Annotated in this window: 13 protein-coding genes; 9 read left to right on the top strand and 4 right to left on the bottom strand. The window is 69.0% G+C overall.

The window, feature by feature from the left end; genetic code table 11:
* Nucleotides 1-1,529 (top strand): MFS transporter (locus AC3WON_RS29970; protein ID WP_492353362.1); only part of this gene is annotated, 1,529 nt, incomplete at its 5' end.
* Between the two features lie 118 nt (nt 1,530-1,647).
* Entirely contained in the window at nt 1,648-2,490 is an 843-nt protein-coding gene (locus AC3WON_RS29965) for an IclR family transcriptional regulator (RefSeq protein ID WP_492318202.1), read from the top strand.
* A 15-nt stretch (nt 2,491-2,505) separates the two neighbouring features.
* Here the strand turns inward: AC3WON_RS29965 and AC3WON_RS29960 are convergent, their stop codons facing one another.
* Nucleotides 2,506-3,327 carry a phytanoyl-CoA dioxygenase family protein gene (locus AC3WON_RS29960; protein WP_492353361.1) on the bottom strand — a complete coding sequence of 274 codons (822 nt, stop codon included), beginning with the start codon at nt 3,325-3,327 and terminating at the stop codon, nt 2,506-2,508.
* A gap of 250 nt (nt 3,328-3,577) precedes the next feature.
* Here AC3WON_RS29960 and AC3WON_RS29955 point away from each other — a divergent pair, with 250 nt between their 5' ends.
* From AC3WON_RS29955 to AC3WON_RS29935, 5 genes are all read left to right on the top strand, one after another.
* Nucleotides 3,578-4,504, top strand: a complete 927-nt coding sequence (locus tag AC3WON_RS29955) for an AAA family ATPase (RefSeq protein WP_492353360.1) — start codon at nt 3,578-3,580, stop codon at nt 4,502-4,504.
* A gap of 5 nt (nt 4,505-4,509) precedes the next feature.
* Nucleotides 4,510-5,517: a DUF58 domain-containing protein gene (locus AC3WON_RS29950; protein ID WP_492353359.1), complete on the top strand. Its 1,008-nt coding sequence runs from the start codon at nt 4,510-4,512 to the stop codon at nt 5,515-5,517.
* On the top strand, nt 5,514-7,484 hold the full coding sequence (locus AC3WON_RS29945; RefSeq protein ID WP_492353358.1) for a transglutaminase TgpA family protein: 1,971 nt from the start codon (nt 5,514-5,516) through the stop codon (nt 7,482-7,484). The genes AC3WON_RS29950 and AC3WON_RS29945 overlap by 4 nt, the downstream gene beginning before the upstream one ends.
* A 123-nt stretch (nt 7,485-7,607) precedes the next feature.
* Nucleotides 7,608-8,096, top strand: a complete 489-nt coding sequence (locus tag AC3WON_RS29940; protein WP_492318207.1) for a MarR family winged helix-turn-helix transcriptional regulator — start codon at nt 7,608-7,610, stop codon at nt 8,094-8,096.
* Nucleotides 8,093-9,676: an MFS transporter gene (locus AC3WON_RS29935; protein WP_492353357.1), complete on the top strand. Its 1,584-nt coding sequence runs from the start codon at nt 8,093-8,095 to the stop codon at nt 9,674-9,676. The genes AC3WON_RS29940 and AC3WON_RS29935 overlap by 4 nt, the downstream gene beginning before the upstream one ends.
* 153 nt (nt 9,677-9,829) lie before the next feature.
* Here AC3WON_RS29935 and AC3WON_RS29930 read toward each other — a convergent pair whose 3' ends face one another.
* Together AC3WON_RS29930 and AC3WON_RS29925 are read right to left on the bottom strand one after the other, a co-directional pair.
* The gene (locus AC3WON_RS29930; protein WP_010809792.1) at nt 9,830-10,162 is read right to left on the bottom strand and encodes a hypothetical protein; all 333 of its coding nucleotides are present in this window, start codon (nt 10,160-10,162) and stop codon (nt 9,830-9,832) included.
* 260 nt (nt 10,163-10,422) lie between these two features.
* On the bottom strand, nt 10,423-11,889 hold the full coding sequence (locus AC3WON_RS29925) for a DegQ family serine endoprotease (protein WP_492353356.1): 1,467 nt from the start codon (nt 11,887-11,889) through the stop codon (nt 10,423-10,425).
* 181 nt (nt 11,890-12,070) lie between these two features.
* Here AC3WON_RS29925 and AC3WON_RS29920 point away from each other — a divergent pair, with 181 nt between their 5' ends.
* Entirely contained in the window at nt 12,071-12,547 is a 477-nt protein-coding gene (locus tag AC3WON_RS29920; RefSeq protein WP_492318210.1) for a MarR family winged helix-turn-helix transcriptional regulator, read from the top strand.
* Nucleotides 12,548-12,594: 47 nt separating this feature from the next.
* Complete coding sequence (locus AC3WON_RS29915) at nt 12,595-13,017, top strand: organic hydroperoxide resistance protein (RefSeq protein WP_010809789.1); 423 nt, start codon at nt 12,595-12,597, stop codon at nt 13,015-13,017.
* Between the two features lie 68 nt (nt 13,018-13,085).
* On the opposite strand, the gene AC3WON_RS29910 is transcribed toward AC3WON_RS29915, so the two are convergent.
* Nucleotides 13,086-13,364 (bottom strand): GIY-YIG nuclease family protein, encoded by a 279-nt coding sequence (locus tag AC3WON_RS29910; RefSeq protein ID WP_492318212.1) that lies wholly within the window; start codon nt 13,362-13,364, stop codon nt 13,086-13,088.
* Nucleotides 13,365-13,544 lie beyond the last annotated feature (180 nt).

Raw genomic sequence — 13,544 nt, 5'->3', positions numbered from 1 at the left:
CCCCCACACCCCAGCGCCCGCGCATGCAACTCGCCAGTCACCCGGAAATGGGTCACTGGCGTCTTTCATTGTTCGGCCTGACGCTCGGGCTGGTGACCGGCATCGACTTCTCGTCCACGCTGATGATGGGCGTGGCCAGCCAGCATATCCAGGGCGGCGTCGGTGCCGCGCCGGAAGATTACCTGTACGCGATCTCGGCCTACGCGGCCACCGCGGTGCTGATGAACATGGTGCTGGACCAGGTCGCGCGCCGCATCACCTACAAGCGCTTCACCATGGGGTCGCTGCTGGTATTTGTCCTGGGCTCGCTGATCTGCGCCGAGTTTGCCAGCCCCACCGGGCTGATCACCGGCAAGGCGGTGCAGGGGCTGGGCGCCGGCGGCCTGTTCGCGGCCTCGCGCATCCTGGTGCAGCTGGTGTCGACGCCGGCAGAGCGCGGCCCGCTGATGCTGCGCTTCGGCGGCGGCGCGTTCTCGATGCTGGCGATCACGCCCTGGCTGACCAGCATCTTCCTGGACGATATCGGCTGGCGCGCGGTGTTCCTGTTCCAGGCCGGCATTGCGCTGCCGGTGCTGCTGTCGGTGGCGCTGACCTACCCGGCCCGCGCGCCGCGCGACCCGCATCCGCCGGTATCGACACTGGACTGGCCCGCCGCCATCGGCGCCGCGCTGGGCGCGCTGGTGTTCCTGCACACGCTGCAGGAGATGCGCTACACGCGCTTCTTCAGTTCGCTGGAAATGCCGCTGGCCGCGCTGTGCGGGCTGGCACTGTTCGCCTTCAGCGGCTGGCGGCTGTATCGCCATCCGGACCCGTGGATCGACTTCTCGCGCCTGGCCGGGCGCCAGTACCTGTACGGACTCGGCTTCTACACGCTGTACTACCTGCTCTCGTCGGCCTGGTCGTTCCTGCTGCCCTCGCTCACGCAGACCGGCCTGGGGCTGACCTTCCGCACCACCTGCATGCTGTTGTCGACCAGCGGCACGGTGTCGGCCATCGGCGCCATCCTCATCACGCTGGGCATGGCGCTGGTGTTCCGCAAGCGGCGCGTGATCGCCATCGGCTTTGTGGTCTACGCGTGCGCGGCGATGCTGCTGTCGCAGCAGTTGATGCCGGGCGCGCCGGACTACGCGCTGGTGCCGGTGGTGCTGCTTGAAGGGCTGACGCCGGTGCTGCTGATGGTGCAGGTGGCGTCGATGACTTACCTGGAAGTGCCGGTCGAGGATTTCTCGCACGCCTACCAGTTCAAGAACGTGTGCAAGCAGATCGCCTCGGCCATGGGCACGGGGCTGGCAAGCGTGTTCATGCAGGACGGCCTGGCGCAGCACCGCACCCACCTGGTGGAGCACATCACCCGCTACAACCCGGTGCTGCAGGCGCCGGATGCGCTCTCGGCAACGAGTCTGGCCAAAATCTCGCTGGAAGTCGACCGCCAGGCCACGCTGCTGGCCGGCATGGACATGCTGCACGGCTTTGCCGTGTTGTGCGTGGTGGCGGCGGTGTTCGTGCTTGCGCAGCGCAGCTTCCGGTAAGGAACCCACGCGCCAGGCGCCAGGCCATGTCCTGGGCCGGTACTGGCGCAATCCCGCCATTTCCTCTACCCTTTCGGCCTTTCCGTGCCAATCCGGCGAACCGCGCCGGGCTACGCAAATGGCCAGCCCCACCGATTCCCGCCAGAACCCGCCGCAAGCACCGCAGACCGCCGACAGCGCCGCCGCCACGCCCGAAAAGCCGAGCGACAGCTATGTGCAGTCCTTTGCACGCGGGCTGTCGGTCATCCGGGCCTTCAACGCGCAGCACCCGGCCCAGACGCTGACCGAGATCGCCCAGGCCAGCGGCCTGACGCGCGCCGGCGCGCGCCGCATCCTGCTGACGCTGGTGGGGTTGGGCTACGTGCAGGCCGACGGCCGCCTGTTCCGGCTGACGCCCAAGATCCTGGACCTGGGCTTCGCCTACCTGACCTCGATGCCGTTCTGGAACCTGGCCGAGCCGATCATGGAGACGCTGTCGCAGCAGGTGCATGAAAGCTGCTCGATCTCGGTGCTGGACGGCACCGAGATCGTCTACGTGCTGCGCGTGCCGGCGCGCAAGATCATGACCATCAACCTGTCGATCGGCAGCCGCCTGCCGGCCTATTGCTCGTCGATGGGGCGGGTGCTGCTGGCCGGCCTGGCCGAGCCCGAGCTCGACAGCGTGCTGCGCGCCACCGACCTGCGCGCGCGCACCAGCCGCACCGTCACCGACGTGGACGCGCTCAAGGCCATCGTCGCCGACATCCGCAAGCGCGGCTGGGCGCTCAACGACCAGGAGCTAGAAGAAGGGCTGGTGTCGCTGGCCGCGCCGATCCGCAACCGCGCCGGCCACACCATCGCCGCCATCAATATCAGCGGCCAGGCCAACCGCACCAGCGCACAGGAGATGCTGGAGCGTTTCCTGCCGCCGCTGCTGGAAGCTTCGGAGAAGATCTCCGGGCTGGTCGGGCTGCGCACCTGAGCGCAGCCGCGGGGATCAGACTGCCGCGGGCAGCTCCACGCTGCCGAACTCGGCCGAGCGCGTGCCATCCAGCGGCCGGTTGCTGGCCCCGAAATACGCAAACGCCACGGACAGCTTGACCGCGTTGGACACATTGCGGCCCGCCGCATGGAACAGCCGGCTGTCGAAGAACAGCACGTCGCCGCGGTGCAGCGCCAGCGGCTGCGCGGCATCCAGCAGGGGCTGGCTGGCCGGGTGGGCTTCGATCAGGAATTCGGCCGGGTCCAGCTGGCCCGGCTCCAGCTTCGCCTGGTGCGACCCCGGGATGACGCGCAGCACGCCGTTGCGCTCGTCCTCGTCGCCCAGCGCCAGCCACACCGTCACCAGTTCCGGCCGGGCAAACGACCAGTAGCGCGTATCGCGGTGCCAGCCGGTCTGGCTGCCGTAGTGCGGATGCTTGGTCATCACGCAGTTGTGGTGCGCCAGCGTGATGCGGGCGGGCTCGCCCAGCAGCGCCTGCACCACCGCCACCAGCTTCGGGGCGCTGGCCCAGCGGCGGAAGACCTCGTCGCGCCCGTAGGCCTGGCGCAGCCGCCTGACCGTGCCGCCGCCGGCGGCATCGCGCGCGGCCGGCGCGCCGGGGTAGCCCAGGTCGGCCTCGAACTCCACCGGCGGCACCGCCGCGGCCAGGTGCTCACGCGTCACCGCCTCCAGCGCCGCGCACGCCGGCTCGTCGGCAAAGCCGCGCAGGATCACGAACCCGTTGGCGTGGAAGGCCTGCACCAGGCGCGGCAGCGCACCGGCATCGGCAGACAGGACGGAGGAAGGCAGGTCGGCGCAGGGGTCCAGCGAGGTCATTGCAGCAGGCGCGGTACAGGCAGCGGAAAGAGGAATGGGAAGGGCCGGTGGCCCGACAGGCTCATGATGCCAGAACTGGCGCAATCTGGCGCAGACGCGGCACCATAACCATGCAGACAGCACCGGGGCATCCACTCTCCGTACGGAAACAGACGGTGCTGCGTGCCGCCCGCGCCGCTACAATGCGCTGGTCTTCACCCGATATTCCCTGCATCCACCCGCTATTTCCACCTTTGCGCCGAGGTGCAACGTGACAGCTCGCCCACGCATCGTCGCTTCGCTGGCCGAGGCCCAGGCCCAGCTGGGCCGCATCGTTCTTGGCAAGCCGCTGCAGGTGCGGCTGGCGCTGGCCTGCATGCTGGCACGCGGCCACCTGCTGCTGGAAGACGTACCCGGCGTCGGCAAGACCACGCTGGCCCATGCGCTGGCGCGCACGCTCGGGCTGCAATACCAGCGCGTGCAGTTCACCAGCGACCTGCTGCCGGCCGACCTGATCGGGGTTTCGGTCTTTGTCCGCGACGCCGGCGAGTTCCGCTTCCATCGCGGCCCGGTGTTCGCGCAGGTGGTGCTGGCCGACGAGATCAACCGCGCGCCGCCCAAGACCCAGAGCGCGCTGCTCGAGGCCATGGCCGAGGGGCAGGTGACCCATGACGGCACCACGCACGTGCTGCCGTCGCCGTTTTTTGTGATCGCCACGCAGAATCCGCTGGAGCAGATCGGCACGCATGCCTTGCCCGAATCGCAGCTGGACCGCTTCACCATGCGGCTGTCGCTCGGCTATCCCGACCCCGCCTTCGAGCGCGTGCTGTACCTGGGCGGCGCCAGCGCGCCGGAGCTGCCGCCGGTGATGGATGGCAGCCAGGTGCTGGCGCTGCAGGAGGCTGCCGCACAGGTGTACGCCAGCCCGGCGCTGGTGGACTACGTGCTGGCGCTGGTGCAGGCCACGCGCAGCCACGGTGGCTTTGCCGCGGGACTGTCGCCGCGCGCGGGGCTGGCGCTGCTGGCCTGCGCGCGCGCCTGGGCCCTGCTGGCGCAGCGCAACATGGTGCTGCCGGAAGACGTGCAGGCGGTCTTCACCGCGGTGGCCGCGCACCGGCTGCTGCCGGCCGGCGCGGGCGGCCACGCCGCCGTTGCCGGCGAACTGGCCGCGCTGCAGGCCGGCGTGGCCATTCCCTGAAGGCCATGGCGGCGCGCAAAAGCGTGCTCCGCGGCGCGCCGGTCATGGCGCAGTGCCGCACTACCGGCGGCATACTGCTGCTGGACCGCCGCCACCTCTATATCCTGCCCACCCGCGGCGGCGTCGGCTTTGCGGTCGTGCTGGCGGCGATGCTGCTGACTTCGCTGAACTACAACATCAGCCTGGGCTTTGCGCTGACCTTCCTGCTGGCCGGCATCGGCATGGCCTGCATGTGGCTGGCCTACCGCAACCTGCTCGACCTCGCCGTGGCCGCGGGCCCGGCGGCGCCGGCTCACGCCGGGCAGGATGCCGTGTTCCAGCTGCGCATCGACAACCGCGATGCCGACGCGCGCATCGGCATCGAGGCGCGCGTGCCGACGCTGCCAAACGTGGCAACCGCCATGCTGACGCTCGATGGCAACTCCGGCGGCATGCTCGCCCTGCACGTGCCGACTGCGCGCCGGGGCCGGCTGGTGCTGCCGCGCGTGGCGATCGCCAGCCGCTTTCCGTTCGGCCTGTTCCGGGGCTGGAGCTATGCGGACCTGGACCTGTCGACGCTGGTCTATCCCGCCCCGGAGCCTGACGCCCCGCCACCGCCTGCCGCATATCGGCCCGACGCTGGCGATGGCGTGCACACGGCCGCGAGCGCGGCAAGCAGCGACGACGGCATCGACCAGCTGCGCCGCTACCGCAGCGGCGACCCGCTGCACCGCATCGCCTGGAAGCACAGCGCGCGTACCGGCCGCTGGCTCAGCCGCGCCGGCGATCCGCCGCAGCAGCCGGCGCGCTGGCTGGACTGGCACGCACTCCCGGCCGGCATGGAGGCGGAAGCGCGGCTGTCGCGCCTGTGCGCGTGGCTGCTGGCCGCCGGTGACGATGCCGAGATCGGCCTGCGCCTGCCCGGCGTAGAACTGCCGCCGGCGCGCGGCGCCAGCCACCGGCGCGCCTGCCTGGAAGCGCTGGCGTTATGGCCGCAACGGCCCGCGGCCTGCCGCGCCGGAGACCGGGCGTGAAACCCGTCGCGCGGCCGCTGCAGCATGACGACCATGGGCTGCTGCTGGGCCAGCTGGCGCTGGTGCTGGCGCCGCAGGCACGCACGCTGCCAGTGGCGGTCAGCCTGCTGCTGCTGCTGCTGCTGGGCTGGCGCTGGCTGCTGTGGCGGCGGCGGGCGCCGCTGCCCTCGCGCTGGATGCTCGGCATCACCGCGGTCATGGTGCTGCTGGTGGCCAGCGCGCTGGTGTGGCAGGACGGCGGCGGCATGGGGCGCGAGCTCGCCGTGGCGCTGCTGGGCGCCTTTGTCATCCTCAAGCTGCTGGAATGCCGCGCGCTGTCGGACGCGACGCTGGTCACGCAGCTGTCGTTCTACCTGCTGCTGACGCTGTACCTGTCCGACCAGCCGTTCTGGCTGGCGCTGTACAGCCTGGCAATCGGCGCCTGGGTGCTGCGCAACTGGCTGTTGCTGCACCACCCCGAGGCGCGCAGCCGGCTGGCGATCTGGCCGCTGCTGGGACGCATGGCGCTGCTGGGCCTGCCCTGGGCGCTGGCGCTGTTCGTGCTGTTCCCGCGGCTGGAGCATCCGCTGTGGCAACTGCCGCAATCGGCGCCGCGCGGCACTACCGGCATCAGCGACACCATGCGGCCGGGCAGCGTCGGGCAACTGATCCGTTCGCCCGAAGTCGCCCTGCGTGCCGAGGTCGCCGGCCCGCCGCTGCCCGCCGCAGCGCTGTACTGGCGTGCGCTGGTGCTGTGGGAATACGACGGCACCACCTGGCACCCGTCGCGGCAGCGCCGGCAGCAACTGGCGCCCGCGCCCGCCGGTGGCAACACGGAAGGCATCGACATCAGCATTACGCTCGAGCCCAGCCAGCAGCGCTGGCTGTTCGCGCTGGACCGCGGCCAGGCGCTGTCCGCCGGCGTGGACGCCGCCGCCACACCCGACGGCGAATTCATGGTGCGCCGACCGGTGGACCAGCGCATGCGCTATCGCACGCATTCCACGCTGTCCCCCGCGCCCGAAGCGCTGACACCCGCCACGCGCCGGCTGGCCCTGAGCCTGCCAGACGGCAATCCGCGCGCCCGTGCGCTGGCCGCCCAATGGGCCGACCGCCATGCCGATCCCGCCGCGCGCGTGCAGGCCGCGCTGCGGCTGTTCGCGGCGGCGCCTTTTGCCTATACGCTGAGCCCGCCGCCGCTGGGCAGCGAACAGGTCGACAGCTTCGTGTTCGACACCCGGCGCGGCTTCTGCGAGCACTACGCCAGCAGCTTCGTCTTCCTGATGCGAGCCGCCGGCGTGCCCGCGCGCGTGGTCACGGGCTACCAGGGTGGCGAGTACAACCCCATCGGCAACCACTACGTGGTGCGCCAGTCCGATGCGCATGCCTGGGCCGAGGTCTGGCTCGACGGCCGCGGCTGGGTGCGCGTGGACCCGACCAGCGCCGTTGCCCCGGGCCGCATCGAACAGGGGCTGGATGCGGTGGTGGGCAGCGAAGCCGCGGACTGGCGGCCGTCGCAGCAACCGGCATGGCTGAAGGACCTGCGCTGGGCCTATGAAGGCGTCGTCTACACCTGGCAGCGCTGGGTGCTGCAGTACGACCATGCGCAGCAGCAGCGGCTGCTGCTGGCACTCGGCGCCGGCGTGGGCGCCGGGCAGTTGCTGGCCGGCGTGCTGGGCGCACTGTGCCTGCTGGCGCTGGTGCCGCTGTGGCGGCGCCGCGGGCCGGCAGACCCGGTCGATGCGGCCTATGCCCGCTTCTGCGCCCTGCTGGCCCGCCACGGCTGCGAGCGCGCCCAGGCCGAAGGACCGCAAGACTTCGCCGCGCGCGCCAGTGCGCGGCTGCCGCGCGCGGCCGACGCGATCGCTGCCGTCAGCGCCGCCTATGTCGGCTTGCGCTACGGCAACCTGCCGGCCGCGGGCCATGCGCAGGCGCTGGCAGCGATGCGGGCAGGCATTCGCCATATCGCCGCGGCGTTGCGGCATTAAGCCCCCGCCAACCACGCCGGCCGACACGCCCTGTCGGGATTAGCTTCGTTTGATATAATTACATATGTAACTATATCGAATGTAACCGATCCGCCGCTCGCGTGGATCGCAACGCCTCCCGCCATGTCTTTCGAACAACGCATCGACCGCTTCTGCGCCAGCCATCCCGAGGCCCCGCGCGACCTGATCCTGGCCTCCAGGCTGCTGCTGCGCACCGCGCGCCTGCTGCGCGGCCATATCGACCAGGCGCTGGCCCCGTTCGAACTGGACATGAGCCAGTACCTGCTGCTGAGCATGCTTGCCGTCGACGAAAACCGGCCCAGCATGCCGTCCGAGCTGGGCGCCACGCTGGACGCCACGCGCACGCAGATGACGCGGCTGCTGGACGGCCTGGAAGCGCGCGGGCTGCTGCGCCGGCGGGCGTCGGCCAGCGACCGGCGCAGCCTGGAGCTGACCCTGACCCCGGCCGGCCGCCGGCTGCTGGAGCGCGCCGCGCCGGCGGTGCATGGCGCCTACGGCGAGGCCTGGGCGCCGCTCGGCGCAGGTGGCCTGGCCGGCGCCACGCGTGCGCTGACCCAATTGCACCAGACCCTGGAGGGGCTCCAGCCATGAATCCCGGCTCACCCTGGCAGCCTCTGTGGCGATTGCGCGTCAGCATGCGGTGGCTGCGCTGGCTGAGCCACAGGCAGCGCCAGACCCTGCTGATGATGCTGCTGGCGCTGGCCACCGGCGTAGAGTTCCTCGAGAACATCATGTTCGTGTTTGCCTCCAGCCATATCGTCGGCGGCCTCGACGCCGACCCGCGCAGCTTCGCGCTGGTGCAGGCGGCCTACGCCGTGGGCAGCATGCTGATGATCCTGAAGCAGCAATGGCTGTCGCGCCGGTTCGGCTACCGCTACTACCTGACGGGGGCGCTACTGCTGTTCATGGCGGGCACGGTCGTGGCCGCAACCAGCCATGCGCTGCCGCAGATGGTGGTGGCGCGCTTTATCCAGGGTGTGGGCGGCGGCGCGCTGTTCACCAGCTGTCGCATCCTGGTCAACGTGCTGTTCGGCCCGACGGCGCGCCCGCGCGCCACCCGCATTTTCATGATCGGCATCTTCTCGGCGTCGGCGCTGGGCCCGGCCTTCGCCGCCGAGCTGATCGACCATGGCGTATGGCAGGACGTGTTCTACGGCGTGCTGCCGTTCGCCGCGCTGGCCACGCTGGGTGCCTGGCTGCTGCTGCCGGATGCGGAGCCGCGCACCGATACCGGCGGCCCCGCGCTCGGGCCGCTGCTGCTGTTCGGCGCCGCCATCGTGACCTTGCAGGCGGCGCTGACCGAGGCGCGCTTCGACGTGTTCTCGCACCCGCTGCGGCTCGCGCTGGTGGCCGCCGCGGGCCTGGCGCTGCTGGCCGTGTTCCTGTGGCACCAGTGGCACCACAGCGAACCCGTGCTGCACCTGCGCGCCCTGCGCCACCCGGTGTACCTGACCGGCCTGGCGATGTACTTCGTGTACTACATGATCAGCAACCTGAGCGGCTACCTGTTCCCGATCTACGCCGAGCAGGCGCTCAAGATCCCGCTGGCGGCCACCGGCTGGCTCAACACCTTTGCCGCGCTGGTCAGCCTGGCCGGCATCTTCGTCTACCTGCAGGTGGCGCCGCGCCTGACGCGCAAGAAGCCGCTGATGGTCGCCGGCCTGGTGCTGATGGCCGCCACGGCATGGTGGTTCTCGCAGATGCCGCCCGACGCCGGCCCGCCGGCGCTGGCATGGGGGCTGGTCGGCAAGGGCCTGTTCGGCGTGCTGGTGATCATCCCCATTGCCGGGCTGACGTTCCGGGCGCTGGATCCCGATGAATTCGCCCATGGCTACCGCAGCAAGAACCTGATGCGGCAGGTCGCCAGCTCCTTTGCCTCGGCGCTGGGTGCGGTGCTGCTGCAGAACCGCCAGTTCGCGGTGCACGACAGCCTGCTGCACGCGGTGGGCCAGCGCCCCGCCGAAACCGAACACTGGATGGCTGCCATGCAGGCGGCATTGGCCGCGCGCGGCTTCGATGCGGCGCAGGCCCACCTGGGCGCGCTCGCGCAACTGAGCGCGCTGATCGAGCAGCAGGCCAGGCTGATTGCCTGCGAGGATATCTATCGGCTGATTGCGGTGCTGGCGCTGGGCGCGGCGGCGTACATGCTGCTGCAGCGGCGGCTGCCCTGAAGCCCGCGCGAGCGGCTATGCGCAAGCGGTGCGACGACTGGAACTACTGCGGAACAGACGCGGAATCTTGGGGAGAAGCGAAGGCACCGCGCACGAGGCGATGGCGCGGACGGGTCGCAGTGCCGGCGGATGCGGCACCGGCGAAGTACCTGCTCAGAACAGCGACAGCTGGCGCATGCCGAAACCGATGGTCTCTTCCACGCGCGCACGGGCATGGGCCAGCGAGCCTTCTGCGCCAGAGTAATTGCCGGCGGCCCAGTGGTAGACCACGGGGATATCGCCGCGCTCGGACAGGCGCACTTCGCCAAGCTTGTCGCCGCGTTCGTTGCGGTAGAAGTGTGAGCGATAGCCGCGCTCCCAGTGGGGGGCGACAACCTTCTTGCGCCGCCGGGGCTTCGGCGCGGAGCCGGCGGTGGACGTCGTGGACGTCAGTCGCCGCGCTCTATCGGTACCCGGCGTGATGGCGCGGGTGAAATCCAACTGCATAGACTTCCTCTTTGTCGATTCAGCAGAACCAGGGTCGGCGGGGGCTGCCGCCGCATGCTTCGTGCATCGCAGTCGAGATAATACCTGCTGGCGCGCTTTCTGTAAGCAGTTCGTTGCGCTGAATCCCGCCTCCGGCAAGGCTTAGCGGGCCGTATACCGGCTTCGTATACGTGTCGGTATACGTCGGGGTATACGGCCCGCGCGGGCAGCAAAGCCTTGCCAGTTAACGGCTTGCGGGCAGTCTGGCGTGCCCGCGGCAATCAGCCCAGGTCGAGCGGAATGAAGATGCGCGCATCGTCGCGCTGCACCAGCAGTGCCACCTGCTTGCCCGATTTCGATACCAGCGACCTGAGCTGCTCGGCCGAGCTGATGGGCGTGCCGTTGAGCGACAGGATCACGTCGCCCGGCTGGATGCCGACGCGCGCAGCGGGACCGGCCACGTCCTCGACCACCAGGCCGCCGTCGATGCCGCTGTCACGCTTCTCTGCCGGCGTGAGCGGGCGCACCGCCAGCCCCAGCCGGCCGCCAGCCTCGCTGCTGCCGCCCTTCTGTGCGACGGCCCGGTCCTTGGCCGTGCCCACCGTCACCGACAGCGTCATCGGCTGGCCCTTGCGGATGATCTTCAGCGAAGTCTGCGTGCCCGGCTTGATATCGGCCACGTGCTCGGGCAGGTCGCCCGAATGGTCGATCACGTCATTGTCCAGCTGCATGATGACGTCGCCGGGCTTCAGGCCAGCGCGCGCGGCCGGGCTGTCGGGCTCGACCGAGTTGACCAGCGCACCGGTGGGCTTGGGCAGCCCGAACGATTGCGCCAGCGCCTGGTTCACCTCCTGCACGCTGATGCCGAGGCGCCCGCGCGTGACCTTGCCATGCGCCACCAGCTGCTGCTGTACCTTGGTGGCCACGTCGATCGGGATCGCGAACGACAGGCCCTGGTAGCCGCCGGTCTGGCTGTAGATCTGCGCGTTGATGCCGACCACCTCGCCGCGCTGGTTGAACAGCGGCCCGCCCGAGTTGCCGGGATTGACGGCAACGTCGGTCTGGATGAACGGCACATAGGTATCGTCCGGCAGCGAGCGCGACTTGGCGCTGACGATGCCCGCGGTCACCGTGTTCTCGAAGCCATAGGGAGAACCGATCGCCAGCACCGGCTCGCCCACGCGCACCCGCGAAGGATCGCCCAGGCGCACGGCCGGCAGGTTCCTGGCATCGATGCGGATCACGGCCACGTCGGTCTGCGGATCGCTGCCGAGCACCTTGGCCTTGAACTCGCGGCGGTCGGTCAGCTTGACGGTGACCTCCTGCGCGCCGTCGACGACGTGCGCATTGGTCAGGATCAGCCCGTCCGGGCTCACGATAAAGCCCGAGCCCAGTCCGCGCACCAGTTGCTGCTGGCCACCCTGCGGACCCTGGAGCTGCGGCCCGAAACGCTTGAAGAACTGGAACAGGGGATCGTCCGGATCGATGCCCGGCGGCATCTGCGCCGAGGTGCGCTGGGCGCGCGCGGTGACGCTGATATTGACCACGGCGGGCCCGTACTGTGCCACGATGCCGGAGAAATCCGTCGGTGCGGCCACGGCGGCCACCGGCTGCGCAGGCGCTGCGGCTGGCGCAGGTGCCGCGTACCCCGGCGTGATGACTTCCTTCTGCAGATAGGCATAGCCGCCGCCAAGGGCGGCAAGGGCCGCGATACCAACGGCCGTGCGAGCAATGGTCTGGCGCATCATGTGTGGTTCCTTTCCTTGAGCATCAGGCGTCGGCATTTTGCGACGCAACACGGTCATGCTAGCGACCCAGACTTAAAACAGACTTAAGGATCAGCACCTGGCCATGCACGGGCGTATCGAGCACATTTCGGGAAATGAAAATTTATATTGCGCACAATCTAATTGCGTCTAATATATCGTCATGGAACGCGACACGGACCCCTCCCCAGATTTGCTGTTACTGGATCGCCAGCTGTGCTTTGCGCTGTATTCGAGCTCACTGGCCATGACCAAGTTGTACAAGCCGCTGTTAAGTGAGCTTGGACTTACTTATCCGCAATACTTGGTGATGCTAGTGTTGTGGGAGGCAGAAACGCTGACGGTCTCGGAACTCGGCGCGCGGCTGGCGCTGGACTCGGGGACGCTGACGCCGCTTTTGAAGCGGCTGGAGACGGCGCGGCTGGTCACGCGCACACGTGACGCAGCCGACGAACGGCGGGTGCTGGTCAGCCTGACCGACTCCGGCCACGCATTGCGCCAGCGCGCAGCGCGTATTCCTGAACAGATGTTGTGCGCCACGCAGTGCCCGGTCGAAGAGATCCAGGCCCTGACGCAGCGCCTGCATGCACTGCGGTCGACGCTTGAACAGGCGCGGACCGATTCCAGCCTGCCGGACTGACGGCAAGCATTGATACGCCCCTCTCGGGCAACAAACCGGAGCCTTAGATGAAACTCGAAAAAGTCGTTTATACCGCCCATGCCACCGCCACCGGCGGCCGTGACGGCCGTGCCACCACGTCCGACGGCCAGCTCGACGCCAAGCTGGCCGTGCCCAAGGAAATGGGTGGCGCCGGCAATGGCCTGAATCCGGAACAGCTTTTTGCTGCCGGCTATTCGGCCTGCTTCCTGGGCGCCATGCGCTACGTGGCCGGCCAGCAGAAGATCACCGTGCCCGCCGATGCCACGATCGAAGGCGCGGTCGGCATCGGCCCGATCCCTCAAGGCTTCGGTATCCAGGTCGAACTGAAGATCTCGCTGCCGGGCTTCGAGCGCGAGGCTGCCGAAAAGCTGGTCGAACAGGCGCACCAGGTGTGCCCGTACTCGAACGCGACGCGCGGCAATATCGACGTGACGCTGACTGTGGTCTGATCCTGCAGGCATGGAAAAGGCCGGTATCGCGAAGGCGATACCGGCCTTTTTGTTTTGTCGCCCTGCGGCTACTGGGCCGGCTCGCCTGTTGGCAGTTGCGCGCAAAATGCGCGCTTTTGCGTCGAACTCAAGCGCTTGATCTCGATTTCCGCTTTCAACGCTTCCGACTTCGTGTCGAAGCGCAATTGGCCCAGGACGCGTATCGGCTTGCGCGATCGCGTGTATTTAGCGCCTTTTCCGGACAGATGCTCGGCGAAGCGGCGGGCAACATCGGTCGTGATCCCGGTGTAGATGGAATCGCCGGTGCATTCGAGCAGATAGAGGTACCAGGCGCTGTCAGCCGACATGGATGGGTAAAGGGGGATTCAGCGGTAATGGTATTACGCCGGAGCGGCGGCGGCGAGCCATTCCATCTTGCGCCGCGCCAAAGCAAAAACCCCCAGCCTTTGGGGCTGGGGGTTCTGCGGTATAAGAGCCTGGCGATGACCTACTTTCACACGGGAATCCGCACTATCATCGGCGCGGAG

The organism is Cupriavidus sp. FW305-46 (assembly GCF_058787075.1).
The sequence above is the reverse complement of the archived record's forward strand: the minus strand, read 5'-3'. Positions and strand labels throughout refer to the sequence as shown.